Origin of the sequence: Gilvibacter sp. SZ-19 (assembly GCF_002163875.1) — a bacterium.
Classification (GTDB): Bacteria; Bacteroidota; Bacteroidia; order Flavobacteriales; family Flavobacteriaceae; genus Gilvibacter.
The window spans coordinates 1,535,609-1,558,405 of record NZ_CP019333.1; the positions used below are offsets into that span (position 1 = coordinate 1,535,609).

The 22,797-nt window shown below is 42.9% G+C and carries 30 protein-coding genes; 19 read left to right on the forward strand and 11 right to left on the reverse strand.

The window, feature by feature from the left end; genetic code table 11:
* Nucleotides 1-71 precede the first annotated feature (71 nt).
* Complete coding sequence (locus BTO09_RS07010; protein WP_087524096.1) at nucleotides 72-701, forward strand: fibronectin type III domain-containing protein; 630 nt, start codon at nucleotides 72-74, stop codon at nucleotides 699-701.
* A 147-nt stretch (nucleotides 702-848) separates the two neighbouring features.
* Nucleotides 849-1,712: a cupin-like domain-containing protein gene (locus tag BTO09_RS07015; RefSeq protein WP_087524097.1), complete on the forward strand. Its 864-nt coding sequence runs from the start codon at nucleotides 849-851 to the stop codon at nucleotides 1,710-1,712.
* A 2-nt stretch (nucleotides 1,713-1,714) separates the two neighbouring features.
* On the opposite strand, the gene BTO09_RS07020 is transcribed toward BTO09_RS07015, so the two are convergent.
* On the reverse strand, nucleotides 1,715-2,200 hold the full coding sequence (locus tag BTO09_RS07020) for a regulatory protein RecX (RefSeq protein WP_087525512.1): 486 nt from the start codon (nucleotides 2,198-2,200) through the stop codon (nucleotides 1,715-1,717).
* Nucleotides 2,201-2,337: 137 nt separating this feature from the next.
* Here BTO09_RS07020 and BTO09_RS07025 point away from each other — a divergent pair, with 137 nt between their 5' ends.
* Together BTO09_RS07025 and BTO09_RS07030 are read left to right on the forward strand one after the other, a co-directional pair.
* Nucleotides 2,338-2,814 (forward strand): hypothetical protein, encoded by a 477-nt coding sequence (locus BTO09_RS07025; protein ID WP_087524098.1) that lies wholly within the window; start codon nucleotides 2,338-2,340, stop codon nucleotides 2,812-2,814.
* On the forward strand, nucleotides 2,804-3,007 hold the full coding sequence (locus tag BTO09_RS07030) for a helix-turn-helix transcriptional regulator (RefSeq protein ID WP_087524099.1): 204 nt from the start codon (nucleotides 2,804-2,806) through the stop codon (nucleotides 3,005-3,007). The genes BTO09_RS07025 and BTO09_RS07030 overlap by 11 nt, the downstream gene beginning before the upstream one ends.
* 1 nt (nucleotide 3,008) lies before the next feature.
* Here BTO09_RS07030 and BTO09_RS07035 read toward each other — a convergent pair whose 3' ends face one another.
* From BTO09_RS07035 to BTO09_RS07070, 8 genes are all read right to left on the reverse strand, one after another.
* On the reverse strand, nucleotides 3,009-3,608 hold the full coding sequence (locus tag BTO09_RS07035) for a hypothetical protein (protein ID WP_087524100.1): 600 nt from the start codon (nucleotides 3,606-3,608) through the stop codon (nucleotides 3,009-3,011).
* A 2-nt stretch (nucleotides 3,609-3,610) separates the two neighbouring features.
* Complete coding sequence (locus tag BTO09_RS07040; RefSeq protein WP_087524101.1) at nucleotides 3,611-4,099, reverse strand: RNA polymerase sigma factor; 489 nt, start codon at nucleotides 4,097-4,099, stop codon at nucleotides 3,611-3,613.
* A 93-nt stretch (nucleotides 4,100-4,192) separates the two neighbouring features.
* Nucleotides 4,193-4,768 (reverse strand): DinB family protein, encoded by a 576-nt coding sequence (locus BTO09_RS07045; RefSeq protein WP_087524102.1) that lies wholly within the window; start codon nucleotides 4,766-4,768, stop codon nucleotides 4,193-4,195.
* A 56-nt stretch (nucleotides 4,769-4,824) separates the two neighbouring features.
* Nucleotides 4,825-5,361, reverse strand: a complete 537-nt coding sequence (locus BTO09_RS07050) for a Crp/Fnr family transcriptional regulator (RefSeq protein ID WP_087524103.1) — start codon at nucleotides 5,359-5,361, stop codon at nucleotides 4,825-4,827.
* 1 nt (nucleotide 5,362) lies between these two features.
* Nucleotides 5,363-6,160, reverse strand: coding sequence for a hypothetical protein (locus tag BTO09_RS07055; RefSeq protein ID WP_087524104.1), 798 nt, complete (start codon nucleotides 6,158-6,160; stop codon nucleotides 5,363-5,365).
* Nucleotides 6,161-6,188: 28 nt separating this feature from the next.
* Entirely contained in the window at nucleotides 6,189-6,650 is a 462-nt protein-coding gene (locus BTO09_RS07060) for a hypothetical protein (protein WP_087524105.1), read from the reverse strand.
* 250 nt (nucleotides 6,651-6,900) lie between these two features.
* Entirely contained in the window at nucleotides 6,901-8,442 is a 1,542-nt protein-coding gene (locus tag BTO09_RS07065; RefSeq protein ID WP_087525513.1) for a ribonuclease E/G, read from the reverse strand.
* 294 nt (nucleotides 8,443-8,736) lie between these two features.
* On the reverse strand, nucleotides 8,737-9,027 hold the full coding sequence (locus BTO09_RS07070) for an HU family DNA-binding protein (RefSeq protein ID WP_087524106.1): 291 nt from the start codon (nucleotides 9,025-9,027) through the stop codon (nucleotides 8,737-8,739).
* A gap of 120 nt (nucleotides 9,028-9,147) precedes the next feature.
* Here BTO09_RS07070 and mutY point away from each other — a divergent pair, with 120 nt between their 5' ends.
* From mutY to rpmA, 7 genes are all read left to right on the forward strand, one after another.
* Nucleotides 9,148-10,206 carry an A/G-specific adenine glycosylase gene (gene mutY / locus BTO09_RS07075; RefSeq protein ID WP_087524107.1) on the forward strand — a complete coding sequence of 353 codons (1,059 nt, stop codon included), beginning with the start codon at nucleotides 9,148-9,150 and terminating at the stop codon, nucleotides 10,204-10,206.
* A gap of 67 nt (nucleotides 10,207-10,273) precedes the next feature.
* Nucleotides 10,274-10,747, forward strand: coding sequence for a single-stranded DNA-binding protein (locus BTO09_RS07080; protein ID WP_087524108.1), 474 nt, complete (start codon nucleotides 10,274-10,276; stop codon nucleotides 10,745-10,747).
* A 19-nt stretch (nucleotides 10,748-10,766) separates the two neighbouring features.
* The gene (locus tag BTO09_RS07085; RefSeq protein ID WP_087524109.1) at nucleotides 10,767-12,077 is read left to right on the forward strand and encodes a gliding motility-associated protein GldE; all 1,311 of its coding nucleotides are present in this window, start codon (nucleotides 10,767-10,769) and stop codon (nucleotides 12,075-12,077) included.
* On the forward strand, nucleotides 12,074-12,628 hold the full coding sequence (gene gldD, locus BTO09_RS07090) for a gliding motility lipoprotein GldD (protein ID WP_087524110.1): 555 nt from the start codon (nucleotides 12,074-12,076) through the stop codon (nucleotides 12,626-12,628). The genes BTO09_RS07085 and gldD overlap by 4 nt, the downstream gene beginning before the upstream one ends.
* Nucleotides 12,629-12,677: 49 nt before the next feature.
* Entirely contained in the window at nucleotides 12,678-13,577 is a 900-nt protein-coding gene (locus BTO09_RS07095) for a DMT family transporter (RefSeq protein WP_087524111.1), read from the forward strand.
* 156 nt (nucleotides 13,578-13,733) lie between these two features.
* Nucleotides 13,734-14,429 carry a 50S ribosomal protein L21 gene (rplU, locus tag BTO09_RS07100; protein WP_087524112.1) on the forward strand — a complete coding sequence of 232 codons (696 nt, stop codon included), beginning with the start codon at nucleotides 13,734-13,736 and terminating at the stop codon, nucleotides 14,427-14,429.
* A 32-nt stretch (nucleotides 14,430-14,461) separates the two neighbouring features.
* Nucleotides 14,462-14,725, forward strand: a complete 264-nt coding sequence (gene rpmA / locus BTO09_RS07105; RefSeq protein WP_087524113.1) for a 50S ribosomal protein L27 — start codon at nucleotides 14,462-14,464, stop codon at nucleotides 14,723-14,725.
* Nucleotides 14,726-15,408: 683 nt separating this feature from the next.
* On the opposite strand, the gene BTO09_RS07110 is transcribed toward rpmA, so the two are convergent.
* Entirely contained in the window at nucleotides 15,409-15,768 is a 360-nt protein-coding gene (locus BTO09_RS07110) for a TM2 domain-containing protein (protein WP_087524114.1), read from the reverse strand.
* Between the two features lie 51 nt (nucleotides 15,769-15,819).
* Here BTO09_RS07110 and BTO09_RS07115 point away from each other — a divergent pair, with 51 nt between their 5' ends.
* Nucleotides 15,820-16,692: a hypothetical protein gene (locus BTO09_RS07115; RefSeq protein ID WP_087524115.1), complete on the forward strand. Its 873-nt coding sequence runs from the start codon at nucleotides 15,820-15,822 to the stop codon at nucleotides 16,690-16,692.
* A 54-nt stretch (nucleotides 16,693-16,746) separates the two neighbouring features.
* Here BTO09_RS07115 and ahcY read toward each other — a convergent pair whose 3' ends face one another.
* A complete protein-coding gene (gene ahcY, locus BTO09_RS07120) occupies nucleotides 16,747-18,063 on the reverse strand; it encodes an adenosylhomocysteinase (RefSeq protein WP_087524116.1) in 1,317 nt (438 codons plus the stop codon).
* 72 nt (nucleotides 18,064-18,135) lie between these two features.
* Here ahcY and BTO09_RS07125 point away from each other — a divergent pair, with 72 nt between their 5' ends.
* From BTO09_RS07125 to arfB, 7 genes are read left to right on the forward strand one after another with little or no spacing between them, the layout of a single operon-like run.
* Nucleotides 18,136-18,774, forward strand: a complete 639-nt coding sequence (locus BTO09_RS07125; protein ID WP_087524117.1) for a 4'-phosphopantetheinyl transferase superfamily protein — start codon at nucleotides 18,136-18,138, stop codon at nucleotides 18,772-18,774.
* Nucleotides 18,752-19,465, forward strand: coding sequence for a geranylgeranylglyceryl/heptaprenylglyceryl phosphate synthase (locus tag BTO09_RS07130; RefSeq protein ID WP_087524118.1), 714 nt, complete (start codon nucleotides 18,752-18,754; stop codon nucleotides 19,463-19,465). Before BTO09_RS07125 ends, BTO09_RS07130 begins: the two co-directional genes overlap by 23 nt.
* Nucleotides 19,462-19,722, forward strand: coding sequence for a thiamine-binding protein (locus BTO09_RS07135; RefSeq protein WP_087524119.1), 261 nt, complete (start codon nucleotides 19,462-19,464; stop codon nucleotides 19,720-19,722). Before BTO09_RS07130 ends, BTO09_RS07135 begins: the two co-directional genes overlap by 4 nt.
* Complete coding sequence (gene pnuC / locus BTO09_RS07140; protein ID WP_087524120.1) at nucleotides 19,706-20,335, forward strand: nicotinamide riboside transporter PnuC; 630 nt, start codon at nucleotides 19,706-19,708, stop codon at nucleotides 20,333-20,335. The genes BTO09_RS07135 and pnuC overlap by 17 nt, the downstream gene beginning before the upstream one ends.
* Complete coding sequence (locus BTO09_RS07145) at nucleotides 20,299-20,871, forward strand: AAA family ATPase (protein ID WP_087524121.1); 573 nt, start codon at nucleotides 20,299-20,301, stop codon at nucleotides 20,869-20,871. The genes pnuC and BTO09_RS07145 overlap by 37 nt, the downstream gene beginning before the upstream one ends.
* A complete protein-coding gene (locus BTO09_RS07150) occupies nucleotides 20,831-22,393 on the forward strand; it encodes a DUF4301 family protein (RefSeq protein WP_157663449.1) in 1,563 nt (520 codons plus the stop codon). The genes BTO09_RS07145 and BTO09_RS07150 overlap by 41 nt, the downstream gene beginning before the upstream one ends.
* Nucleotides 22,393-22,794, forward strand: a complete 402-nt coding sequence (gene arfB / locus BTO09_RS07155; protein WP_087524123.1) for an alternative ribosome rescue aminoacyl-tRNA hydrolase ArfB — start codon at nucleotides 22,393-22,395, stop codon at nucleotides 22,792-22,794. The genes BTO09_RS07150 and arfB overlap by 1 nt, the downstream gene beginning before the upstream one ends.
* Nucleotides 22,795-22,797: the final 3 nt, after the last annotated feature.

Below are 22,797 nucleotides of genomic sequence, written 5' to 3' on the forward strand. Positions count from 1 at the left end.
CTACAATTTAAGTCTCCCTCTGGCGTTCTTTAGACTGGAAACACCATTACCCAATCTTAATTCGAACACCTATGAGAAAGTTGCTATTATTAGCAATTGTTGGGCTGTGTTTAGTTTCCTGTAGTAAAGACGACGACGCTCCGAACAATTGCAAACAACCCGGAAGCATCATTATTGAACAACTCAACTCGACCTCCATCTTATTTTCTTGGGGGATCGACGCAGAAACCGCCTGGGAGGTTGAATACGGTCCGGTTGGTTTTGCCTTAGGCACCGGTACGGTCCGCCAAACCTCACAAGAGAGTTTTTTCATTGAAGACTTGGAACCAGCTACGGAGTATCGCATTTATTTGCGCACCAATTGCGGTTCTGACGGGTTTAGTGAATACATCTCTGTAGATGTAGTTACTGCGGAGCCAAGCGTGACCTGTAATCCACCGTCTAATTTGCAGCTAGTGAGTCTAAGCGACACCACTATTGAGCTGTCTTGGGACGAGAATAACGAGACCGCTTGGGAGATCGAGTACGGGCCAACAGGCTTTGCCTTAGGAACCGGGACTACAGAGAATACCTCGCAAAATTCATTCAACATAGAAGGGCTGAGTCCATCGACCACTTATGAAATCTATGTGCGTGCCAATTGTGGTTCGGACGGATTCAGTACCTACTCAGATGCTCTGGTCATTACGACCGATGGTTAAGTAGAGTATCGCTAGGGGCGAAAGGGCGGGGATATCCTCGCCCTTTTGTTTTTCTTTAATCCGCTGTAGTCCCTGATTACCATATAGAAAGGTGGTTTTAGGTTATTTAAATGTTTCGTAATTTTAGCCCCGATTTTAAGAAGGAATATGCAGTTAAGTCCAATAGAAGTTCGGGAGACCATTACCAAGGAGGAGTTTAAAAGAGAATTCTTAAAACCCCAAAAGCCGGTAGTGATAAAACGTTTTATCGAAGATTGGCCCGCCTTTGAGAAATGGGACCTAGATTATATGGCTACGGTTGCCGGAGAAAAAGAGGTTCCTCTTTATGACGACCGTCCGGTAGATTATAAAGACGGATTTAACGAGCCACACGCGAAAATGAAGATGAGTGAGTATATAGACTTGCTTAAGCGCGAGCCGACCAAGTTCCGGATCTTTCTTTGGAATATCTTAAAAGAAGTGCCTGAGCTACAAAAGGATTTCTCCTATCCCGACTTTGGGATCAAGCTAATGAAAGGTTTGCCGATGCTTTTCTTTGGAGGTGAGGACTCTTACACCTTTATGCATTACGATATAGACCTGGCCAACATCTTTCACTTTCACTTTCACGGTAAGAAGCAAGTGATCCTTTTTGACCAAGAGCAAAACGATTACTTATACAAGATCCCGCATTCTCTAATTACAAGAGAAGACATAAACTTTGCCGATCCAGACTATGAGAAATGGCCTGCTTTAAAACAAGCTAAAGGCTATATCGCCGACTTGGAACACGGCAATGTGCTCTATATGCCAGAGGGATATTGGCATTATATGCGCTATATCACACCAGGTTTTAGTATGAGCTTACGCGCCATTGCCCGCAATCCGAAGAACCTCGGAAAGGCCCTTTACAACATCTTTGTGATGCGTCATTTTGACAATATGATGCGTCGTATGAAAGGGCAAGCCTGGATAGATGGTAAGAACGAAAAGGCCGTTATTAAGACCCATCGTAAATTGGGGATCTCTTAGTACTACAGATTCATCAATTCATTGATCTTTTCATAGATCAAATGCGTCTCCCAACCTCGGTAAATGAGGTAATCTGCTAGTTTCTTTTTCTTTTTCTGTGGATTGGTCTCGGTAAGAGAAGCAAAGCGTTTTTCGGCTAAGGTGTGAAAGGTGCTGTAATAGTCGGTCTCTGGGATCTCCTTTAAAGCCAGTTTTACATTGTAAGCAGAGATGCCTCGGGCTTTGAGTTCGCGAACAATGCGCTGTTTTCCCCATTTCTTGTTTCGGAACTTACCTCGGGCAAAGCTCTGTGCAAAACGACTTTCGTTGAGGTAGTCGTGCTGCATCAAATGCAAGATGATCTGCTCCTTAGCAGCTGGAATCATGCGCATTTCGGCAAGTTTTTTCTCTACTTCTTTATGACACCGATCCTGATAGGCACAATAACGTTCCAGTCGAGCCTGAGCCTCTTCTACAGTATAGGTTTTACGGTGTTGTGCGCGATTCATCAGGCTCAAAAATACACATTCAGCCATGAAAAAACGAGCTATGAAATGTCATAAATAAATGACAAAAAGTAAAATAAACTTTACATTATGGAAAATATTCTATACTTTTAACACTCAATCATTAAAAACGAATAGTTATGAACGCGAATTATTTATTTCCACATCGCTACAAAAAATGGGGTTGGATGGTGCTCATCCCAGCTGCAATTCTGGGTTTTTTGACAGTACTCAACGATTACAGCCCTGCATTTTTGGACCTGCCTGTTTTTGCAATTGCTGTCGATGAGATCTTTGGAGAACGCAAGTACTTTGGATTTATCGATAACAACATCCTTAACGAGATACTGGGGGTGCTTATCATTTTAAGCGGTCTAGTGGTTGCTTTTTCTAAGGAGAAATTAGAGGACGAGCTCATAAGTAGTATTCGCCTAAAGAGCTTGGTTTGGGCCACTTATGTGAATTACGGGGTGCTACTGCTGGCCTTTATCTTTGTTTACGATCTTTCCTTTCTATGGATCATGATCTTTAATATGTTCACCATTTTGGCGTTCTTTATTATTCGCTTTAACTGGCAGCTCTACAAGCTGCACAATACGGTGAGCAATGAAGAATAATATCAAAGTAGAGCGCGCGCGTCACAACATGACCCAGGCGGCCTTGGCAGAAGCTGCCAAGGTAAGCCGCCAGACCATCAATGCCATGGAGTTGGGTAAATACGTCCCCTCAACGGTATTGGCTTTGCGATTGGCAGAGATCTTCTCCACCACCGTTGATAATCTTTTTGAATTAGAAGATTCGGATTGGTAGTTTACTGCTGATCGAGTTCTTCTAAGGTCTTTGCTGCCGAGGCATTGATGCTTCGGTAGCACTTTAAAACCCAACCGAATACCAAGAAGAGTATGATTCCTCCAATAGGTACATACCAAAACATCACGGAGCCTTCTACAAACACATCTTTCCCTTTAAAGAGCTTCGCGAAGACCGGTAATATGGCCACCATAAGCAGCGGAGTCATTCCTAAATTGATCTTTTGGAACAAGAGGAATCGACGTTTGCGATCGGTAAAGTCTTGCATCAGTTCCTTTTGAGTTCCTGAACTAATTGGTAGGTTTTGCAGATCGCGAATGGCGCTTAATGAAAGTATGGGTAATACGGTCAAAACGGCAACGGCAATTAGGGCACATAGACGCAGGTACCAAATGTCGAGTTTGCCAAAATTTACAAGTATATAAGCTGCAAAGATGTAGCAGAGCACGCCACCAATGGTTTCGTAGGTGTTGAGCTTCTGATATTTTGCACGGTATTTTTGAGTGGTCATTTCCATGATTAATTGATCTGTTAACTGTTGTTGTTTTTCGATTTTCTGATTCATCTGCTGCCAAGCAGCTTGCATTTCATGTAGTTCCATAACTAGTGCTGCGGTTTATTGGCACGCATTTGTGCTTTGATTCTGTTTAAACGGGTGCCGATATTACTCGGACTGTAACCCGTGATCTGTCCAATTTCTTCGTACGATTTTCCGTCTAAATACAAGAGGACTATCGCCCGATTCACTTCACCCAGCTGTCTGATCTGCGCGTACAAATACTGCGTACGCTCGTCCATTAAGGCATCTTGCTCTTCTATGATTCTGTGCAACTCCGGTATGAGTTGCTGATCGTCTGGCTTGCGCTTTTGCAGCTTTAAATACTTGATCGCAGTATTCAAGGCCACGCGATACATCCAGGTAGACCAACTGGAATTTCCTTTAAAGGAATCAAAGGACTTCCAGAGTTGATACACCATTTCCTGATAGAGATCTTGGCGCTCTTCTGACCTATCTGCATAAGCGTTGCTGAGCTTATAGAGAATGCCTTCGTGTTGTTTGATCAGTTTTGTAAAATCGGCCGAATTACTCATTTATTAATTAAGAGACTCACTGCGTTAGTACACCCTTAAGGTAGAAAATCACACTCGACCATAAAAAAAAGAGGCCATTGCCTCTTTTAGTTTTTATTTCTCAGCCAATCTGACCTGCTGCACATAGCCCTCAAAACTGCGTTCTGCCTGCTCTAAATGACGTTGATTATGGTAAATAATGATTCTAAAAGCATCGCCCAATTTTACCTTGGCCCAAGCCCCAAGATCGGTAGGGACTTTTACGCGTGCTAAGTTTTTATTTCGAGCGATTTGTAATAGCGCTAAACTCTTTTCTTGATCCTGAATATAGGTTTCAATCACACTGATGGGAAGTTTTTTACCGTTGGGATCCTTGCTTTTAAAGGTTTTCATCTTAGTGCCGGCATCACCTGGAGACATGAGTTTGGCAAACCAATTCCCTAAACCGCCGGATTTGAACTCTTCTTGTGGCTGCTTGTTACTTTTGGTCATACCTTCTGCAATCCGCTGTAAATAGACTTCGCTGTATTGATTCATATGCTCAAAACATTCTAAGGCGCTCCAAACTTTGGGGCCAGCCTTCCAGTTCAAGGCTTCTTCTGCCTCCTGTTTTAGGGCTTGAGCTCCGTTTAGGTTTTGGTGTACGCGTGCGATGAGGTCTTCTATTAGGGCTTGACTTGTGGTTTTCATGTCCTTGATTTTAAGACAAATATCGAACCTACAAAGTTTTTAAACCTTGATCTGGATTAAGATTTCTTAATTCGAGACAGGGTCTCTGGCGTCATGCGCAAATAGGAGGCAATATATTTATCTGGAATCTCTTGAAACACCTGCGGACTGCGTTTAAGCACGCGTTTGTAGCGTTCCAAGGGCGAACTGGTTAGTATATCTTGTTCTCGTTCCATTTGCTGGCAAATACCCAGTTCCAAAAACCGACTCCAAGCTTGGATGCGGTCTGCATCTGCATTGATAAACTCCATTAAGCGCGCTTTAGACATGACCTTGAGTCTGGTCTTTTTAAGCGTTTGTAGGTAGAGATCGGTAGGCTGTTCGGTAATGAAAGAAACCATGGCAGCCACCAAATTGTCTTTATAACCCAAACGAATAGTGTGCTCCTCAAACTCATCGATGATATAGGCGCGCAAACTCCCAGAGATCACGTAATAGAGATTGGTATTTGCCGCACCCTGCACCTTGAGGTATTCGTAACGCTTTAGGGTGATTTCGTCTTCCCAAAGCTCGTGTTGGTCAAATAGGTTTTTGAAGTGTTCTAGGAGGTTCATATCATTCAAAGATATAGAACAACATTGGCAAAGAGGTAATGCCTAACAGCAAAAGACTCACCCAAATAGAGTTGATAAAGTCTTTCTTTTTTATCGCGAAAAAGTCTCGGACCACAGTATCCATGAGCAGATAGAGAAGTAAAATATTATACGCCAGAAAGAAAAGATCTCGAGCTACTTGAGTTGTGGTTGGAGCAAATACGCCCATTATCGGGTCAGAATCGAATTCGAAACTGTATCGCAGCAAATTGATCAATGCCAAAAAGCCAAAGATCAAATTCAAATAAAGCAAACCTGCCAGTGTGATCCAGCCCTTTTTCTGCACTTTGAATAGCCAGAAAAAGCATACAATTGGAATTATAGTGTTGATTATACTCGACAAGATCCCTACCAAGGCGTAGTTGTCGAAGTGCGAGAAATTATAATACTGTAAACTAGCAAAGAACAGGTAAATGGAGTTGGCAGTCAATATAGCCCAGAGCAGTAAAATAAGTTTGAACTTTTGTTCGGCACTGCTTAAACCAGGCTTCCAAGGAGATATTTTTTCCCAGAATGTCTTGGCTTTTTGATTCGATCTTTCGATTTGCTCTTGGGTGCGAGCCAGTTTGTTTGTTTTGTTGGCTTCGTAATTATGAGCTGCCTCTTTAGCGGTAGTCATTTGTGCTGCTGAAAGCTCTCTGCGCTCCAACTCAGCTTTTGCTGCTTCTAGTGCCTCGGGCACATATTGATCAGAGAACTCTAAGACATGAAGTAATGCCTGATCTGATGTATTGGCGAAGCTTTCGGCGAAGTTGGTCATTTAAGCCAATTTACGGAAATTACTTTGACTATAAGGGAGCCACGAACCGATAAACTCTATCGTTCACTGTTATGGTAATTACATCCCCTTTTACCGCTGCTTTAGCCTCCTCAGCAGTCTGGAAATTTGTGGGGATAAAGAAAGTGACCGTAGGGAATTTATTTGAATTCTCTTTGAGAGGAAGCGCTCCAAAATTCTCAGAAATGGCTGTTATTCTGTAATCAGTGGCGTTGAAATTGTGAACAGCAAGGGTGCGGATGTCAACATAGACTCCTTGACCAAACGCCTTGCTGCGCGTTGAGAAACCAGCGCCTAAGTTTAGTTGCATTTCAAGGCTGTAATTCACGTTGTAAAAATCACCCTTGATGGTATTGAACTCATTGTCCACAATGGAGTAGTCGTATCCTAAGAGCAGATCAAAAGGTGCTTTTGGAACACTAGCACAACTGAATAAAAGCAATAGGGGAATAGAAAGAAGTAATTTTTTCACAGGTCTGGTTTTAAAACAACACTCCCCAAGATACTAATGAACAAAACATTCAAAAGCACTTGGGGAGTAAGTCAGCACGAATTTATGAATTTATGGATTGATTTGAGAATTGATAATCCGCATGAGGGATTGCAGCAAAGTACCATGTACTGCGAAAAGCCCGACCCGAACAAAGAGAGGGGCATGCCCAAAAAAGAAAAGTTTTAAAACAAAAAACCCCCACCGCAAATGCGATGAGGGTTTCTAAGGGTTAATTTACAGTCTTACCATTTTTATCTTTAAAATGATATTCCAGATACGTGTAAGCATCTCTAGGTTGGATTTTTACCCATTTTTTGTGCTCCATGAACCATTTGGTTCGCACAGATGGAAAGCCTTTGGTTAAGAAGGCCGCTATAAAAGGATGCGTATTTAACGTCAGATTTTTATAGTCTTTTTTACTTAAGCGTTTTAGGTCTTCGGTAATTCTATGGACCACACTGATTGGAGCTTCGATCTCGCCCGATTGTCCGTTAGGATCTTCTTCTCGGGTTTTGATATTCACTTCCGGTCTTACGCGTTGTCTGGTAATTTGGATAAGTCCAAATTTACTAGGCGGCAAAATCTTATGTTTTGCTCTATCGTCTTCCATTTCCTTGCGCAAATGGTTGTAGAGTTCGCGTCTGTGTTGGGCTTTACCCATGTCTATAAAATCGATCACGATTATACCACCCATATCGCGAAGACGCAATTGGCGCGCTACCTCGGTAGCGGCAATTAAATTCACTTCTAAGGCTGTGTCTTCTTGCGATTTGGACTTGTTGGATCGGTTTCCGGAGTTCACGTCGATAACGTGGAGGGCCTCGGTGTGCTCAATTACCAAATAGGCGCCTTTGCTCGTCGATACCGTTCGACCAAAGGAGGTCTTGATCTGTCTTTCAATTCCAAATTTCTCATAAAGAGGAACTTTAGAATCGTAGTACTTTACAATGTTCTCCTTCTTGGGTGCAATTTCTTGCACATAATCTTTGATCTGATAGTAGAGTTGCTCGTCATCGCAATGAATGGCGCTAAAATTGTCATTCATTAAGTCGCGAATCATAGAGGTTCCTCTGCTCATCTCACTAAGCACCTTAGAGGGGAGGTGCGCCCCTTGTAGCTTCTTGCAGATGGCCGTCCAGCGGTCCATTAAATTCTGCAGGTCTTTGTCCAGTTCAGCTACTTTCTTTCCTTCCGCAACGGTGCGTACTATGATCCCAAAACCTTTGGGTTGAATACTGGTCACCAGGCGTTTTAGTCTGTCTTTTTCTTCTTTTGTACCGATCTTTTGCGAGATCGAGATCCGATTGGAAAAAGGAACCAATACAATATATCTACCTGCTATGGACAGTTCCGAAGAAATTCGGGGTCCTTTGGTAGAGATAGGCTCTTTTACAACCTGAACCAAAATCGATTGATTGTTTTTAAGCGCGTCGTTGATTTTTCCGTGCTTATCAATCTCTTTTTCGAAAGGAAAGTTCTTTAGAGAATACTCTTTAAGTTTACCTGTGCTTACACGTTTTATGAACTTCATTAAAGAAGGAACGTTTGGCCCCAGATCGTGATAGTGCAAAAAGGCGTCCTTTTCGTAACCCACATTCACGAATGCTGCATTTAGGCCGGGCACCGTTTTTCTGATCTTGGCAATGAAAACATCACCTACAGAAAACTTGTTGCCGTCTTCTTCTTTGTGCAGTTCAATAAGTTTTCCATCTTTTAAAAGGGCAAAATCAACTTCAGAGGAACCGGATCTAATAAATAATTCGTAGTTCACTCGATGTAATTTTATATCCATGAAGCCCTAAGGCCATCACAGATGGATTAAACATATTATTTTACAGGTTTTACTTCTAAAACCATTGAAAATACCAGCCTTTTCGCTCAGCAAAGCGGGCAGTTATTTTCAGTATCAAAGAACGATTTGTTAATGCTGAATACTAAAAAAGTAGTGAAACACTACTTTTTCTTGTGACGATTAGCGCGTCTTCTTTTCTTGCGCTTGTGCGTCGCTACCTTATGTCTTTTTCTTTTTTTACCACTTGGCATAGGTCAGAATCTATTAGTGTTATTATTTAACCTCCACGTTAGACTTAACGCTCTCTACAAATACTTTTGCAGGCTTGAACGCTGGAATATTGTGTGCAGGTATCTTGATTGTTGTATTCTTAGAGATATTTCTACCGGTTTTCTCGGCGCGAGTTTTGATGATAAAGCTTCCGAATCCTCTTAGGTATACGTTGTCACCACTCTCCAAAGAATTCTTCACCTCACTCATAAAGGTTTCAACAGTAGCTTGAACATCTCCTTTTTCCATTCCAAGTTTCTCTGAAATTCTCGCTACAATATCTGCTTTCGTCATTATTAATGTGTTTTTTGTTTAAGGGATAATTTTACAAGAGCGCAAATATAAACATTTTAAATTCAATTAATAAAGCTTAATTGCTTAAAAAATAACGAGATATCGGCTACCTTCGCTCCTATGAACGCGGTACCTTCCGAATTTTCTAACCCACTAATTGCGTGGTACTTACAAAATAAACGTGAACTGCCTTGGCGACAGACCAAGGATCCCTACAAGATTTGGTTGTCTGAAATTATACTGCAACAAACACGCGTTGAACAAGGTTTACCTTATTATTTAAAGTTCACAGCGCGTTTCCCCGAGGTGAAAGATCTGGCCGTGGCCAGCGAACAAGAGGTCTTAAAGCTGTGGCAAGGCTTGGGTTATTATTCTAGGGCCAGAAATTTGCACGCCACATCCAAGTATGTGGCTTACGACCTGAATGGTCAATTTCCAAATAATTATGGGGAACTGAAAAAACTCAAAGGAGTAGGTGACTATACCGCAAGTGCGATTGCCTCGATTTGTTTTGATGAGGCTGCCGCAGTGGTTGATGGTAATGTATACCGGGCGCTATCGCGTAGTTTTGGTATTGATACTCCTATAGATAGTTCTGCCGGTCAAAAGGAATTTAAAACTTTGGCGCAAGAGCTAATAGACAAGCAGCGGCCCGGAACTTTTAATCAGGCCATTATGGAATTCGGGGCGCGATTGTGTACCCCCAAGAATCCAGATTGCGAGCACTGTTTCTTTGCAGATAGATGCGTGGCTCGAGCTCAGGATAAGATCAGTGCCTTGCCGGTAAAGAAAGGCAAGATAAAAGTAACTAAGCGGTATTTTAATTATCTGATTGCCCAAAGTCCGCAGCACAAAACACTACTGCAACAACGCACCGCCAAAGGGATTTGGCACAAGCTCTACGAGTTTCCAAACTTAGAGACCGAGCAGCCGGCAACGGTTAAGGACATTAAAAGTAGTTCGCTATTTGGGCAAATATTTTCTGCGGATGCCGAGGCTGATCCGATACGATATAACGATAAAGCGGTAGTGCATAAATTGTCTCATCAGCACTTGGAGATCACCTTCTGGATAATCCCTACAACCATAGAACCAGAGGGAGCTATTTCTGCGGAGGAGCTCAGGGAATTTCCGGTGCCTGTGGTTTTAGAACGATTTATAAACAGCTACGGCTTTTAAGCCAAAATTTTAGGTATATTTGATTTTGATGTGAGGGGTTTTTGACTCCTTCGTAGAAGTTAGAATTATGAGCGGGACGATTAACAAAGTGATCCTTATTGGCCATACCGGCGACGAGGTTAAAATGCATTATTTTGAAGGTGGGGGAGCCATAGGTCGATTCCCTTTGGCCACCAACGAAACCTATACCAATAGAACCACTGGGGAAAAGGTATCCAATACCGAGTGGCACAATATTGTCGTGCGTAATAAAGCCGCAGAGATTTGTGAAAAATACCTCAATAAAGGAGATAAGGTATATATAGAAGGTCGTTTAAAGACCAGAAAGTGGCAAGACGATCAAGGAAACGATCGGTATTCCACAGAGATCCAATGTACGGACTTCACTTTCTTGACCCCAAAAGCAGAAGGCGGAGCTCCTGCAAATATGGGAGCGCCGGGTCAGATGGCACAGCCATCTGCGCAGCCACAGGCTGCTCCTGCGGCGAAGCCGGCAGCCCCGGCGCCAGTAGAAGAGGACGATGATGATCTTCCTTTTTAGTAACTAAACCCAATAGCCCTTGGACCTGGAACCTCCGAGTATACTGTTAGCCTTAGCATATTCCAACGCAATTAGTCTTGCAGTCATTGTGCTGCTCTTACTTTGTTCTGCGCTTATTTCAGCCTCAGAAGTTGCATTCTTTTCACTTTCCGCAACAGACCTGGAAACAGACACAGAAGCGCCGTCTAAGAAGCTGGCCATTGTCAATGACCTGCTAACCAAGCCAAAAAAATTACTAGCTACCATACTGGTGTCTAACAACTTTATAAATATTGCCATCATTTTACTTTTTGATTCGGTGGCTGAGGTTTTCTTTGGAGGATTAACCGCTAGTGTGCTGGGGATTCCTTTGCGCTTTGTTGTAGAAGTGGGGGTTGTGACATTTCTGATCTTACTATTTGGGGAGATCTTGCCCAAGATCTACGCTTCGCGTAACAATTTGTCCTTTGCACTTTTTATGGCCTATCCGTTAAAAGCTTTAGAGTTTTCGCTCTCGCCACTATCAATTCCCATGCGATCCATGACCCAGATCATAGAGAATAGATTCGGTCAGAAGAAATCTAAGTTCAGCGTGGACCATTTGTCTCAGGCCTTAGAGCTCACATCAGAAGACGATACTACCCAAGAGGAACAAAAGATCTTGCAGGGCATAGTAACCTTTGGAAACACCGATGCAAAACAGGTCATGAAGCCACGCATGGATATCTTTGCGCTCAATAAAGCAATGGCTTTCAAAGATATTTTACCCGACCTGGTGGCTAACGGCTATTCGCGTATTCCGGTATACGAAGACAATATTGACAATATTACCGGGGTGCTTTATGTAAAGGATTTATTGCCTTATCTGGATCATTCCGAACTCGACTGGGTTTCCTTGCAAAGAGAGGCTTATTTTGTGCCAGAGAACAAGAAGCTCGACGATCTGTTGGCCGAATTCAAAGAAATGAAAATGCACTTGGCCATAGTGGTGGACGAATACGGAGGAACCAGTGGCTTACTGTCTCTAGAAGATATATTGGAGGAGATAGTGGGCGAGATCTCCGATGAGTTCGACGACGACGATATCATTTACTCCAAACTAGACGACACTACCTATGTCTTTGAGGGCAAAACCCCACTTAAAGACGTCTATAAGGTGATCGGTTTAGACGACCCTTCACTTTTTGAAGAAGCTAAAGGCGAAGCAGAATCACTAGCCGGCTTTCTGTTAGAGATCGCCAAAGGATTCCCCAAAAAGAACGAGGTACTAAAATTCGAGAATTACACGTTTACCATAGAAGCTTTTGAGAACAAACGCATTAAACAAATTAAGTTGACCATAAAGGAATGAGGTATTTTGCCGCCTTAATATTCAGTATTCTAATTCTAGGGAGCTGCCAAGAACGAGTGGTTGTAAAACCTGCTGCTCAATTGCGATTGGAATATCCCAAGGCTGTTTATGCTGAGGCCGACTTTGACTGTGACTACCGCTTTAGTGTAAATCAGATCGCTCGCGTTCAAAAAAGAGCAAACTGTTGGGTCAATGTAGACTACCCGCAGATTAATGCAACTATTTACATGACTTACCGCCCCGTAGAGAACAACTTGGATTCGCTCTTGTTCGATGCGCAAAAACTCACCTACGATCATACCATCAAGGCCAATAAGATTTTGGAGCAACCGCGTATTGATCCTATCAATAAGGTGTATGGTATGTTTTATATGATCGATGGTGATGCCGCCACCCAATCTCAATTTTATGTTACCGATTCTATCAATCACTTTGTGACAGGTTCGGTCTATTTCAACGCCAAGCCTAACTTCGATTCTATTTGGCCTGCTGTCGAGTACCTGCGTGAAGATGTGCGCCGTATCATGGAGAGCATGAGTTGGACACAATAAAGCTTTTTTTATAGCCTGATCCTTTTATTTTTCAGACCTTTGCAACTTCATGCAACAGGCCAATCTCAAATGGATTTTTTTGGTGCTTTTAGCACTGATCTGGGGGAGTTCTTTCATCCTGATCAAAAAAGCGCTCATTGGTCTGAATCCGGTTCAGCTGGGGGCATTGCGCGTGCTGATCTCTGGCACCTTTCTATTGATAGCCGGCTGGAGTAAACTCAGAAAGATCCCTAAGAAAAGCTTATTCTGGATAACCATCTCCGGCTTTTTAGGAACCTTTTTTCCAGCCTTCCTATTTGCCTTTGCAGAAACCGAGATAGATAGTGCCATAGCCTCTATCTTGAATTCTTTAGTGCCGCTAAACACCATTATCATCGGGGTGAGTCTTTTTGGAATTGGAACTTCCAGACAACAAGTCATAGGAGTGGTCATTGGTTTTATAGGGACCGTTCTCTTGATCTTAGGCGGTGCCGCTTTGAAACCCGATCAGAATTATTTCTATGCCCTTTTTGTGGTTTTGGCCTCGGTGATGTATGCCACCAATTCCAACATCATCAAAAAGCATTTGCAAGAAGTGCCGCCTTTAGCAATTGCCGCGGGTAATTTTGCGGCCATTATGGTACCTGCTTTTTTTGTTTTGCTTTGGGATGGGTTCTTGCAGACCAATCCATTAGAGCGCGAAGAGGTGGTCTCGTCTTTGGGCTATCTGGTGGTGCTTTGTCTGTTCGGAACTGCTATGGCCAAGGTTTTGTACAACAAATTGGTGCAAATGGCAACTCCCGTTTTTGCGGCTTCTGTTACTTATTTAATGCCCATTGTTGCTGTACTCTGGGGCCTTCTTGACGGAGAGCGTTTTACCCTGCAAGAAGCCTTAGCGTCTCTGCTTATTCTGTTTGGGGTTTATTGGGCCAACCGCGGACGTTTACCTATCAAGTTAAAGCGCCAATAGTATAGCTGGTTTTTACTGCGGATTTTTACGGTGTGAAATTTAATTGAAACCGTTTGTCTTTTTGGTATTTAGCCCTATATTTGCACCCCTCTTAAGCAATATTGATTTTGTGCTCAAGAGGATCAGTTTAAAAACAATTTAATCAAACGTTACGCCATGTACGCAATTGTAGAGATAGCAGGGCAGCAATTTAAAGTTGCGAAAGACCAAAAAGTCTTTGTACACCGTTTGGCCACAGAAGAAGGAAAGAAAGTCGCTTTTGACAACGTACTTCTTATTGGCGATGGAGACAAAGTAACTGTTGGCGCCCCGGTTATAGAAGGTGCCCAAGTAGGTGCTAAGGTGCTTAAGCACTTGAAAGGTGACAAAGTGATCGTATTCAAAAAGAAACGTCGCAAAGGTTACAAAGTAAAGAATGGACACAGACAACACTTGTCTGAGATCGTAATTGAGAGCATTGTTGCTTCTGGAGCTAAGAAAGCTGCTCCTAAAAAAGAAGCCAAGCCAGCAGCTAAGAAGGAGGCTCCAAAAGCAGCGGCTAAGCCTGCAGCTAAGAAAGAAGCTCCTAAGGCAGCAGCTCCAAAAAAGGCAGCTCCAAAGAAAGCCGCTAAAGACGATCTTAAAAAGATCGAAGGTATTGGTCCTAAGATTGCAGAAACTCTTGCTGCAGCAGGGATCGCTACTTTTGCTGACCTTGCCAAAGCAAAGCCAGCTGCGATCAGTGAGATCATCGCTGGAGTTCGTGGAAACCACGTTCCAGACACTTGGCCACAACAAGCTAAACTTGCTGCCGATGGTAAGTGGGATGAGCTTAAAGAATTACAAGACAAATTAGACGGAGGTAAAGCATAACCTCTAGTAGTAACTTATAAAACCGAAAGAAGATGGCTCACAAAAAAGGAGTTGGTAGTTCGAAGAACGGTAGAGAATCAGAATCGAAACGCTTAGGCGTAAAGATTTTTGGTGGACAAGCAGCCGTTGCTGGGAACATCATCGTACGTCAACGCGGTACTGCTCACAATCCAGGTGAGAATGTATACGCCGGAAAAGATCATACCTTACATGCCAAAGTAGACGGTATTGTGAAGTTTGAAAAGAAGAGAAACAACAAGTCTTACGTTTCAATTATTCCACACGGAGAAGCTTAAGAAATAGTTTGTATTGAGATAGGAGAGCCCTTGCATTTAGCAGGGGCTCTTTTCTTTCGGAACAACCGACTGTAAGGAGGTTGTTTCAAATGTTTCCATTAACAAGTCTTACGTTTCAATTATTCCACACGGAGAAGCTTAAGAAATAGTTTGTATTGAGATAGGAGAGCCCTTGCGTAAAGCAGGGGCTTTTTTCTTTCGGAACAACCGACTGTAAGGAGGTTGTTTCAAATGTTTCCATTAACAAGTCTTACGTTTCAATTATTCCACACTTCAGAAGCTTAAGAAATAGTTTGTATTGAGATAGGAGAGCCCTTGCATTTAGCAGGGGCTCTTTTCTTTCGGAACAACCGACTGTAAGGAGGTTGTTTCAAATGTTTCCATTAACAAGTCTTACGTTTCAATTATCCCACACTTCAGAAGCTTAAGAAATAGTTTGTATTGAGATAGGAGAGCCCTTGCGTAAAGCAGGGGCTTTTTTCTTTCGGAACAACCGACTGTAAGGAGGTTGTTTCAAATGTTTCCATTAACAAGTCTTACGTTTCAATTATTCCACACGGAGAAGCTTAAGAAATAGTTTGTATTGAGATAGGAGAGCCCTTGCATTAAGCAGGGGCTCTTTTTTTGGAGTATAAAAAACCCCCGCCTTGGGCGAGGGTTTTTACTTCTTTCTGTTAATAGATTTAAAAGAATTTTTCTTTGAAACCTCCTTTGGTTGGGTAATCTCCACTAAGTATGTCTATCAAATCAATAACAGCCCAGATTAAAAAGCCTCCACCCGTAAACATATATAATAGATTCCAATACCATGGGCTACCTAAATACCATCTGTGCGCTGCAAGTGCTCCTAGGAAAACCCATAATAACAAAGCTGCACCTTTACTTTTCTGTCCTGCGGCTGCAGGCGAATAAAGTACTTCGGCATTCTCGTCACTTTGTGCCTCAACAGACACAGTTGCGGTTCGCTGCACCGGGAAAGAAGCCTGCGCTACCGGAGCGGCTAGAATTAGCGCAAAAAATAAAAGTAGAAATTTTAATTTCATAATTTGTATTGATTAAGTTTACAACAAGATACAGAACATCATCCGAATTCAATGCGATTTTTAAAATTAATTTTGGCCATAGTGCTTGTTTCTAGTACCGTTTCGGCCCAAACCACCCACGAATATTTAGGTGTTATCACCCTTTCAGATTCTTCCTTTATCTCTTATAAACTAAGCTTTGAGGAGACCAATGGATTTATTAAAGGTTATTCCATAACCGACCTTTCTGGGCCGCATGAGACCAAGAGTATGATCACCGGAACTTATGATAAAGACGAGAAGCAGCTCAAGTTTCGCGAGTCGGGGATCGTTTATACCAAATCGCCAATAACACAGACAGATTTCTGTTACATTCATTTTGAAGGCCGTCTGGCTAAGCTCAACGACCGCAGAAAACTCGCTGGCACTTTTGTTGGCAAATACGACGACGGAGGTTCTTGTATCGACGGTGAGATAGATATGAAGAGTCTGGTCAAAATAGAGAAACGCGCTGCGCGATTGGATAAGGCTGTAGACAAAAGCATCTTGGTCAGTAAAGAAAAGAAAGATGCGGTCAACTTACTGCGTACACTAGATACTTTAAATACCAATTTCTTGCGAGCGGACGAAGTAGTACAGGTCTTCTCCAAAGACGATAGTGTAACCTTAACACTTACCGATGTAGGCCAAGAAGACGGCGATCGTATCAGCATTTATGCAGACGACAAGGTCTTAGTTCAAAACGCGGCCATTGGCAATAAACCACAAAGCTTTACCATTAAGCTCAGCAGTAAACCAGTAACCTTAAAAGTAGAAGCGACAAGTGCAGGTAGCATTGGTGCAAACACAGTCCAACTAACCCTCTCAGATTCGCTCAATGTTATAGAGGCGATCACCAATATGGAAAAAGGTGAATCGGCGTCCATGGTGCTTATAAAACAATAACAAATAAAAAACCCTCACCAGTTGGCGAGGGTTTTCTTATTAGCTCAGAAACTATTAGTATCTGTAGTATTCTGGTTTGAAAGGACCTTCTTGCTGAACTCCGATATAATCGGCTTGTTCCTTTCTGAGTTCTGTCAGTTCCACACCGATCTTGGCCAAGTGCAATTTTGCTACTTTTTCGTCCAAGTGCTTTGGTAACATATATACTTTGTTCTCGTATTTGTCGCTGTGGTTCCAAAGTTCAATTTGTGCTAAGGTCTGGTTGGTAAAACTGTTACTCATCACAAAACTCGGGTGACCTGTAGCAACGCCAAGGTTTACCAAACGGCCTTCTGCAAGGATGATAACATCTTTTCCATTAACGGTATATTTATCAACCTGAGGTTTGATCTCTACTTTGGTTGCTCCGTGGTTCTTGTTCAACCAGGCCATGTCGATCTCGTTGTCAAAGTGACCAATATTACAAACAATTGCCTTGTCCTTAAGGGCTTCAAAGTGTTGTCCTTGCACAATGTCTTTGTTTCCGGTGGCGGTGATCACAATATCGGCGTTCCCGATAACGGTCTCTAATTTTTTAACTTCATATCCGTCCATAGCAGCTTGCAATGCACAGATAGGGTCTATCTCTGTTACGGTAACAATACTACCTGCTCCGCGGAAGGAAGCAGCAGTTCCTTTACCAACGTCTCCGTAACCACAAACTACAACGCGTTTACCAGCAAGCATGATGTCTGTTCCTCTGCGAATAGCATCTACCGCGCTTTCTTTACACCCGTATTTGTTGTCAAATTTGCTCTTGGTCACCGAGTCATTCACGTTAATGGCCGGCATCGGTAAAGTACCTTTGGCCATGCGCTCGTACAAACGGTGAACTCCAGTAGTGGTTTCTTCTGACAGTCCTTTGATGCCGGCAACCAATTCTGGATACTTATCCAAAACCATATTGGTCAGGTCACCTCCATCATCTAGGATCATGTTGAGTGGCTTTCTGTCTTCTCCAAAGAAAAGGGTCTGCTCAATACACCAGTCAAATTCTTGCTCGTTCATTCCTTTCCAGGCATAAACCGGAATCCCCGCAGCGGCAATAGCAGCTGCTGCTTGATCTTGCGTAGAAAAGATATTACAAGAGCTCCAAGTTACCTCGGCTCCAAGAGCAACTAAGGTTTCAATAAGTACTGCCGTTTGGATGGTCATGTGAAGACATCCGGCAATTCGGGCTCCTTTAAGGGGTTGCTCATTCTTGTACTCTTCACGTAGGGACATAAGTCCTGGCATTTCAGCTTCAGCGAGTTCAATTTCTTTGCGTCCCCAGTCTGCAAGACTGATGTCCTTAACTTTATAAGGCGTATATGCAGTTGTATTCGTTGACATATATGTATATTTGATATTAATACCGCGCCAGCTTTAGCGCTGTGCAAAATTAAGCAATATCCAGTAATTCCGGTGCCTCTTTACAAAACTATAACAGCTCAGAATCAGACTACTGTTTATCTCTGGAAGATAGAAGAGACTTTTGAGGAGCTCGCAGCCGGAATCGATTTGCAAGCAGCTCATGCGGATAGGGTCCAAGGTATGAAAAGTGACATTCACCGCCGAGGGTTTTTAAGTATCAGGCATTTGTTGGCTATGGCCGGTTACAATGATCACGACCTCTACTACAATGATTTTGGAAAACCGCACCTAAAAGACGGGACAGGGATAAGTATTACACATTCTTTTGAGTTCACGGGTATTATTGTAGGGCCACATGCCGTTGGTATTGATATAGAAAAAGAACGTGGAAAGATCCTTAAGATCGCTCATAAGTTTACACCACTGGAAGAATACAGGACTCTGGCCAATGAAGAAGCCTTGATCCGCAAATTGAGTTTGGTCTGGTGTGCCAAGGAAACCCTTTACAAAATGTATGGACAACCTGGACTGAGCTTCTTACAGCATATAGATGTACACGATTTTCACTTGGGGGTAGATGAGCAGACTACGGCTACCATAGATTTCAATGGGACCAAGAGTTTGTACGAGGTGTTTTTTCTAGAGTTTGATGGTTTCAGTTGTAGTTATGGATACCCAAAGACAAACTAGTATCATTCAAGCGCTAGTGAGCGCAGCGGAATCTGGAAAGCAGCAATTGGCTATTCTGGTAGATCCAGATAAATTCGATCCTGCTTCTGCCAATGAATTTTTAAAGCGTATTCCGAAGCAAACCACGCATCTCTTTGTAGGAGGCAGTGAGGTGCCTAAGGACGCAACGGCAGGAACCGTAGCCAGTTTAAGGTCTGCGGGCCTACCCATTGTTCTGTTTCCGGGTGATTATGATCAATTGACCAATGCTGCGGATGCTGTCTTATTCCTCTCCCTTTACTCTGGAGATAATCCTGAATATCTTATCGGGCAACAACGCAAAGCAACAAGCTTTTTAAGACATTCCACTTTGGAGGTCATCCCCACGGCTTATTTACTGATAGATGGAGGGAATCAGTCTGCTGTGGCTCGTGTTACCCAAACCCAAGCTTTATCGCAAGACAATGTAGACACCGTGGTCGAAGTGGCTCTGGCTGCACAGTACTGCGGAGCGCGTTGTGTTTATCTGGAAGCTGGCAGTGGTGCACTAAAGCCTGTTCGTCCAGAGATCATAAGCGCAGTACGAGCTGCAATTAATTTGCCACTTATTGTTGGTGGAGGGATTCGCTCCGAAGCACAAATGAAAACCGCCTATGACGCAGGAGCTAATCTTTTGGTCATGGGAACCGTATTTGAAAATCACAACCGATGAATGTATCTGTAGAACTTACCTTGAGCCCTTTACAGGATGATTTTGAAGCTCCAATAATCGCCTTCATAAAAACCTTAAGAGCTTCTGGGCTCACTGTATTGGAGAATCCTTTGAGCACACAGGTTTACGGGCCTTATGACCAGGTGATGAAATTGTTGAACTCCGCAGTAAAAGAGGCCTTTATAGATCTGAATCAAGTGGTCTTGTATTTAAAAATGGTTAAAAGCGATAGAAGCGACTATGAACCCCATTTTTGATTTTTTCCTTTCTCCGTACTATGAACGCACAACCTCGTTGATCGTACTGGAAGCCGTGGCTTTCGTCTTTGGAATAGCCAGTGTAATCTACGCCAAAAAGCGAAATATTCTGGTTTATCCGACAGGCTTGGTCGCGACTGTAATAACAGTCTACATTTTTTTGCAAGATGAGCTTTTGGGCGATATGATGATGAATGTCTACTATTCGGCCATGAGTATTTACGGTTGGTGGAACTGGGCACGCCGAAAAGACGATGCTTTGGTGGTAAAGGTAAGTCGGACAAACAGTCGTGAGAAATGGATAGGTTTCGGCCTGTGTTTGCTCACCATGGCAGTTACTTATGGAGTCTATACGGCCTCTGGGACAACAATAGGTACGTCTAATTACATCGACATCTTTACTTCTGGTATATTCTTTACTGCCATGTGGTATATGGCGACCAAGAAATTGGAGAATTGGACCTTATGGATCTTTGCAGATGTGATCAGTGTTCCACTCTATGCCTACCGAGGTTGGGGTATGCTTGCTTTACAGTATTTAATTTTTACCTTTCTAGCTATTCAAGGCTATTACGCGTGGAAGAAACACTTAGACAACAAAATAGCGAGCTGATAAAGGTTGCCATAGTTGGCCCGGAATCTACCGGAAAGACCACCTTGGCAAAAGCCCTGGCAGCTCATTATGAGACTGTTTATGTGGCCGAATACATGCGTCATTATTACGAGCAAGTTGTTGTCAGGGATCCTTTCCGATCAGATCTTTCAGATATTCTGCCCATAGCTCAAGGACAGATTCGCGCAGAGAACGAAGCCTTAGCTGTGGCCAATTCACTGCTTTTCTGCGACACTAATCTTTTGGAGATTGCCTGTTATTCGGAATATTATTTTGGACAGATCCCTGCGGAATTGGAGCAGGGTTTGACCCATATGCAGTACGACCTTTATTTATTGACTTATATCGATGTGCCTTGGGAAAATGATCCCTTGAGAGACCGTCCTTTCGATAGACAAAAACTATTTTCTATTTTTGAAGAACGATTAAAGCAGCAAGATGCTCCCCATTTGTTGCTAAAAGGTGATGAACAGACAAGATTGGAAACCGCCATTCTTGAAATTGACAAATACCGCGAAAGACGGCATGGATTTTAACCGAGAAGACGAACAACAAATTGAGCAACACGGCTTGTCAAAAGCACAAGTTTTAGGACAGCTCGAGATGTTTAAAAGAGGTTTCCCACCCACCAAGATCAATACCCCAGCAGTGATCGGCAACGGGATAAGCAATTTTAATTCTGAGGAGCGCAAGAAGTATATTCAATACTTTGACAAACACAAGAACAGTTCTGATATTGTTAAATTCGTGCCGGCATCTGGAGCTGCAACGCGCATGTTCCAGACCTTGAATACGCTGCTTACCCATTACGATCCTGACAAGGAAAAACTCAAAGACTTTATTGCGCATCACAGGTTGACTCAATTAGAGGAGTTTTTGAATTCGTATTCTGAGTTTGCTTTTGCTAATTCACTGCGCAAGGCGGTCCGCGAACTCTATCCGGATTACAAATACAAAACTAAAGGGCAGCGTGCACTTATTGTGGCAGAGGTTCTCTTGTCAGAAAAGGGCCTGAACTTTGCTCGTTTACCTAAAGGGCTAATCCCATTCCACAAATACAACAAGCACTTCACAACCGCTTTTGAAGAGCAACTTTATGAAGGTTGCTTCTATGCAGCTAATCGCGATGAGGTCTTTGTTCATTTCACCTTTGCTCCGATACATGTGGAGTATTTCAAAGAGGCGTTTGAGAGTATAAAGAGTCGCGTTGAAAAAAAGACCAAGAAGGAGGTGCATGTTTCGTATTCCTTTCAAAAGAGCTCTACAGATACCATAGCGGTAGATATCAACAATGAGCCCATTCGCGATAAGGAGGGGAAACTAGTATTTCGTCCTGCGGGTCACGGAGCGCTATTAGAAAACTTAAACGAGATCAATGCCGATGTTGTTTTCATTAAGAATATAGACAATGTCATTGCAGAAGAATACGTAGAAGAGATCTCTGGCTACAAGAAAATGTTAGCCGGAAAGCTGTTGTGGTTGCAACATAAGATCCATCATTATGTGAAAGAGTTGCGGCAAGAGGAGATAGACCCGGAACTAGTTACCGAGGTAAAATCCTTTATGTGGAACGAGCTCAATATTAAAGATGTGAGCAACAGTATTTTGCATTTGCTGAGTTTACTGAACAGACCTACCCGCGTATGTGGTATGGTAAAAAATACAGGATCTCCTGGCGGAGGACCGTTTTGGGTTGTGGATAAAGATGGCGTGCAGTCCTTGCAAATTGTAGAATCTGCACAGATAGATCTCAAAGATCCATCGCAGCGCAATATATTCCACGAGTCAACCCACTTTAATCCGGTAGATCTGGTTTGCGGGGTTCGCGATTACAAAGGAGACAAGTTTGATCTTTCTGCCTTTACCGACCCGAATACCGGTTTTATTACCCATAAGGACAAAGACGGTAATATTGTAAAAGCCTTAGAATTGCCAGGATTGTGGAACGGGTCCATGGCACATTGGAATACCATCTTTGTAGAAGTTCCTCTATTGACCTTTAACCCGGTTAAGACGGTCAACGATCTCTTACAACGCGAGCACCGACCCAATATGTAATGGATAGAGCGCAACTCTTAAGCGAATTACATTTTAAGATGGCTCGCTCCAGTGGCTCTGGAGGGCAGCATGTCAATAAGGTTGCGACCAAAGTTGTTTTAAGCTTTAATCTGTATGACTCTTTGGGTTTAACCGAAGATGAGAAAACGCTCTTAAAAACCCGTCTGGCTTCAAGGCTAACTTCCAACGGGCAATTGCAATTGCACTGCGGAGAGACCAGGAGTCAAGTTCGAAATAAGCGTTTGGTGATTCAACGTTTCTTTAACCTCTTGCAGCAAGGATTAAAGACAGAAAAAACGCGCAAAGCGACTCGCATACCACGAGCGGTTAAGCAAAAGCGCAGCGAAGACAAAAAACGACAATCGCAAAAAAAAGCAGATCGTCGTCCTCCGCAAATCTAGTTT

Bases quoted from the DNA above. Each gene is read 5' to 3' on its own strand.
- BTO09_RS07010 (WP_087524096.1), top strand. From the start codon at position 72: ATGAGAAAGTTGCTATTATTAGCAATTGTTGGGCTGTGTTTAGTTTCC.
- BTO09_RS07015 (WP_087524097.1), top strand. From the start codon at position 849: ATGCAGTTAAGTCCAATAGAAGTTCGGGAGACCATTACCAAGGAGGAG.
- BTO09_RS07020 (WP_087525512.1), bottom strand. From the start codon at position 2,200: ATGAATCGCGCACAACACCGTAAAACCTATACTGTAGAAGAGGCTCAG.
- BTO09_RS07025 (WP_087524098.1), top strand. From the start codon at position 2,338: ATGAACGCGAATTATTTATTTCCACATCGCTACAAAAAATGGGGTTGG.
- BTO09_RS07030 (WP_087524099.1), top strand. From the start codon at position 2,804: ATGAAGAATAATATCAAAGTAGAGCGCGCGCGTCACAACATGACCCAG.
- BTO09_RS07035 (WP_087524100.1), bottom strand. From the start codon at position 3,608: ATGGAACTACATGAAATGCAAGCTGCTTGGCAGCAGATGAATCAGAAA.
- BTO09_RS07040 (WP_087524101.1), bottom strand. From the start codon at position 4,099: ATGAGTAATTCGGCCGATTTTACAAAACTGATCAAACAACACGAAGGC.
- BTO09_RS07045 (WP_087524102.1), bottom strand. From the start codon at position 4,768: ATGAAAACCACAAGTCAAGCCCTAATAGAAGACCTCATCGCACGCGTA.
- BTO09_RS07050 (WP_087524103.1), bottom strand. From the start codon at position 5,361: ATGAACCTCCTAGAACACTTCAAAAACCTATTTGACCAACACGAGCTT.
- BTO09_RS07055 (WP_087524104.1), bottom strand. From the start codon at position 6,160: ATGACCAACTTCGCCGAAAGCTTCGCCAATACATCAGATCAGGCATTA.
- BTO09_RS07070 (WP_087524106.1), bottom strand. From the start codon at position 9,027: ATGACGAAAGCAGATATTGTAGCGAGAATTTCAGAGAAACTTGGAATG.
- mutY (WP_087524107.1), top strand. From the start codon at position 9,148: ATGAACGCGGTACCTTCCGAATTTTCTAACCCACTAATTGCGTGGTAC.
- BTO09_RS07080 (WP_087524108.1), top strand. From the start codon at position 10,274: ATGAGCGGGACGATTAACAAAGTGATCCTTATTGGCCATACCGGCGAC.
- gldD (WP_087524110.1), top strand. From the start codon at position 12,074: ATGAGGTATTTTGCCGCCTTAATATTCAGTATTCTAATTCTAGGGAGC.
- BTO09_RS07095 (WP_087524111.1), top strand. From the start codon at position 12,678: ATGCAACAGGCCAATCTCAAATGGATTTTTTTGGTGCTTTTAGCACTG.
- rplU (WP_087524112.1), top strand. From the start codon at position 13,734: ATGTACGCAATTGTAGAGATAGCAGGGCAGCAATTTAAAGTTGCGAAA.
- rpmA (WP_087524113.1), top strand. From the start codon at position 14,462: ATGGCTCACAAAAAAGGAGTTGGTAGTTCGAAGAACGGTAGAGAATCA.
- BTO09_RS07110 (WP_087524114.1), bottom strand. From the start codon at position 15,768: ATGAAATTAAAATTTCTACTTTTATTTTTTGCGCTAATTCTAGCCGCT.
- BTO09_RS07115 (WP_087524115.1), top strand. From the start codon at position 15,820: ATGCGATTTTTAAAATTAATTTTGGCCATAGTGCTTGTTTCTAGTACC.
- ahcY (WP_087524116.1), bottom strand. From the start codon at position 18,063: ATGTCAACGAATACAACTGCATATACGCCTTATAAAGTTAAGGACATC.
- BTO09_RS07130 (WP_087524118.1), top strand. From the start codon at position 18,752: ATGGATACCCAAAGACAAACTAGTATCATTCAAGCGCTAGTGAGCGCA.
- BTO09_RS07135 (WP_087524119.1), top strand. From the start codon at position 19,462: ATGAATGTATCTGTAGAACTTACCTTGAGCCCTTTACAGGATGATTTT.
- pnuC (WP_087524120.1), top strand. From the start codon at position 19,706: ATGAACCCCATTTTTGATTTTTTCCTTTCTCCGTACTATGAACGCACA.
- arfB (WP_087524123.1), top strand. From the start codon at position 22,393: ATGGATAGAGCGCAACTCTTAAGCGAATTACATTTTAAGATGGCTCGC.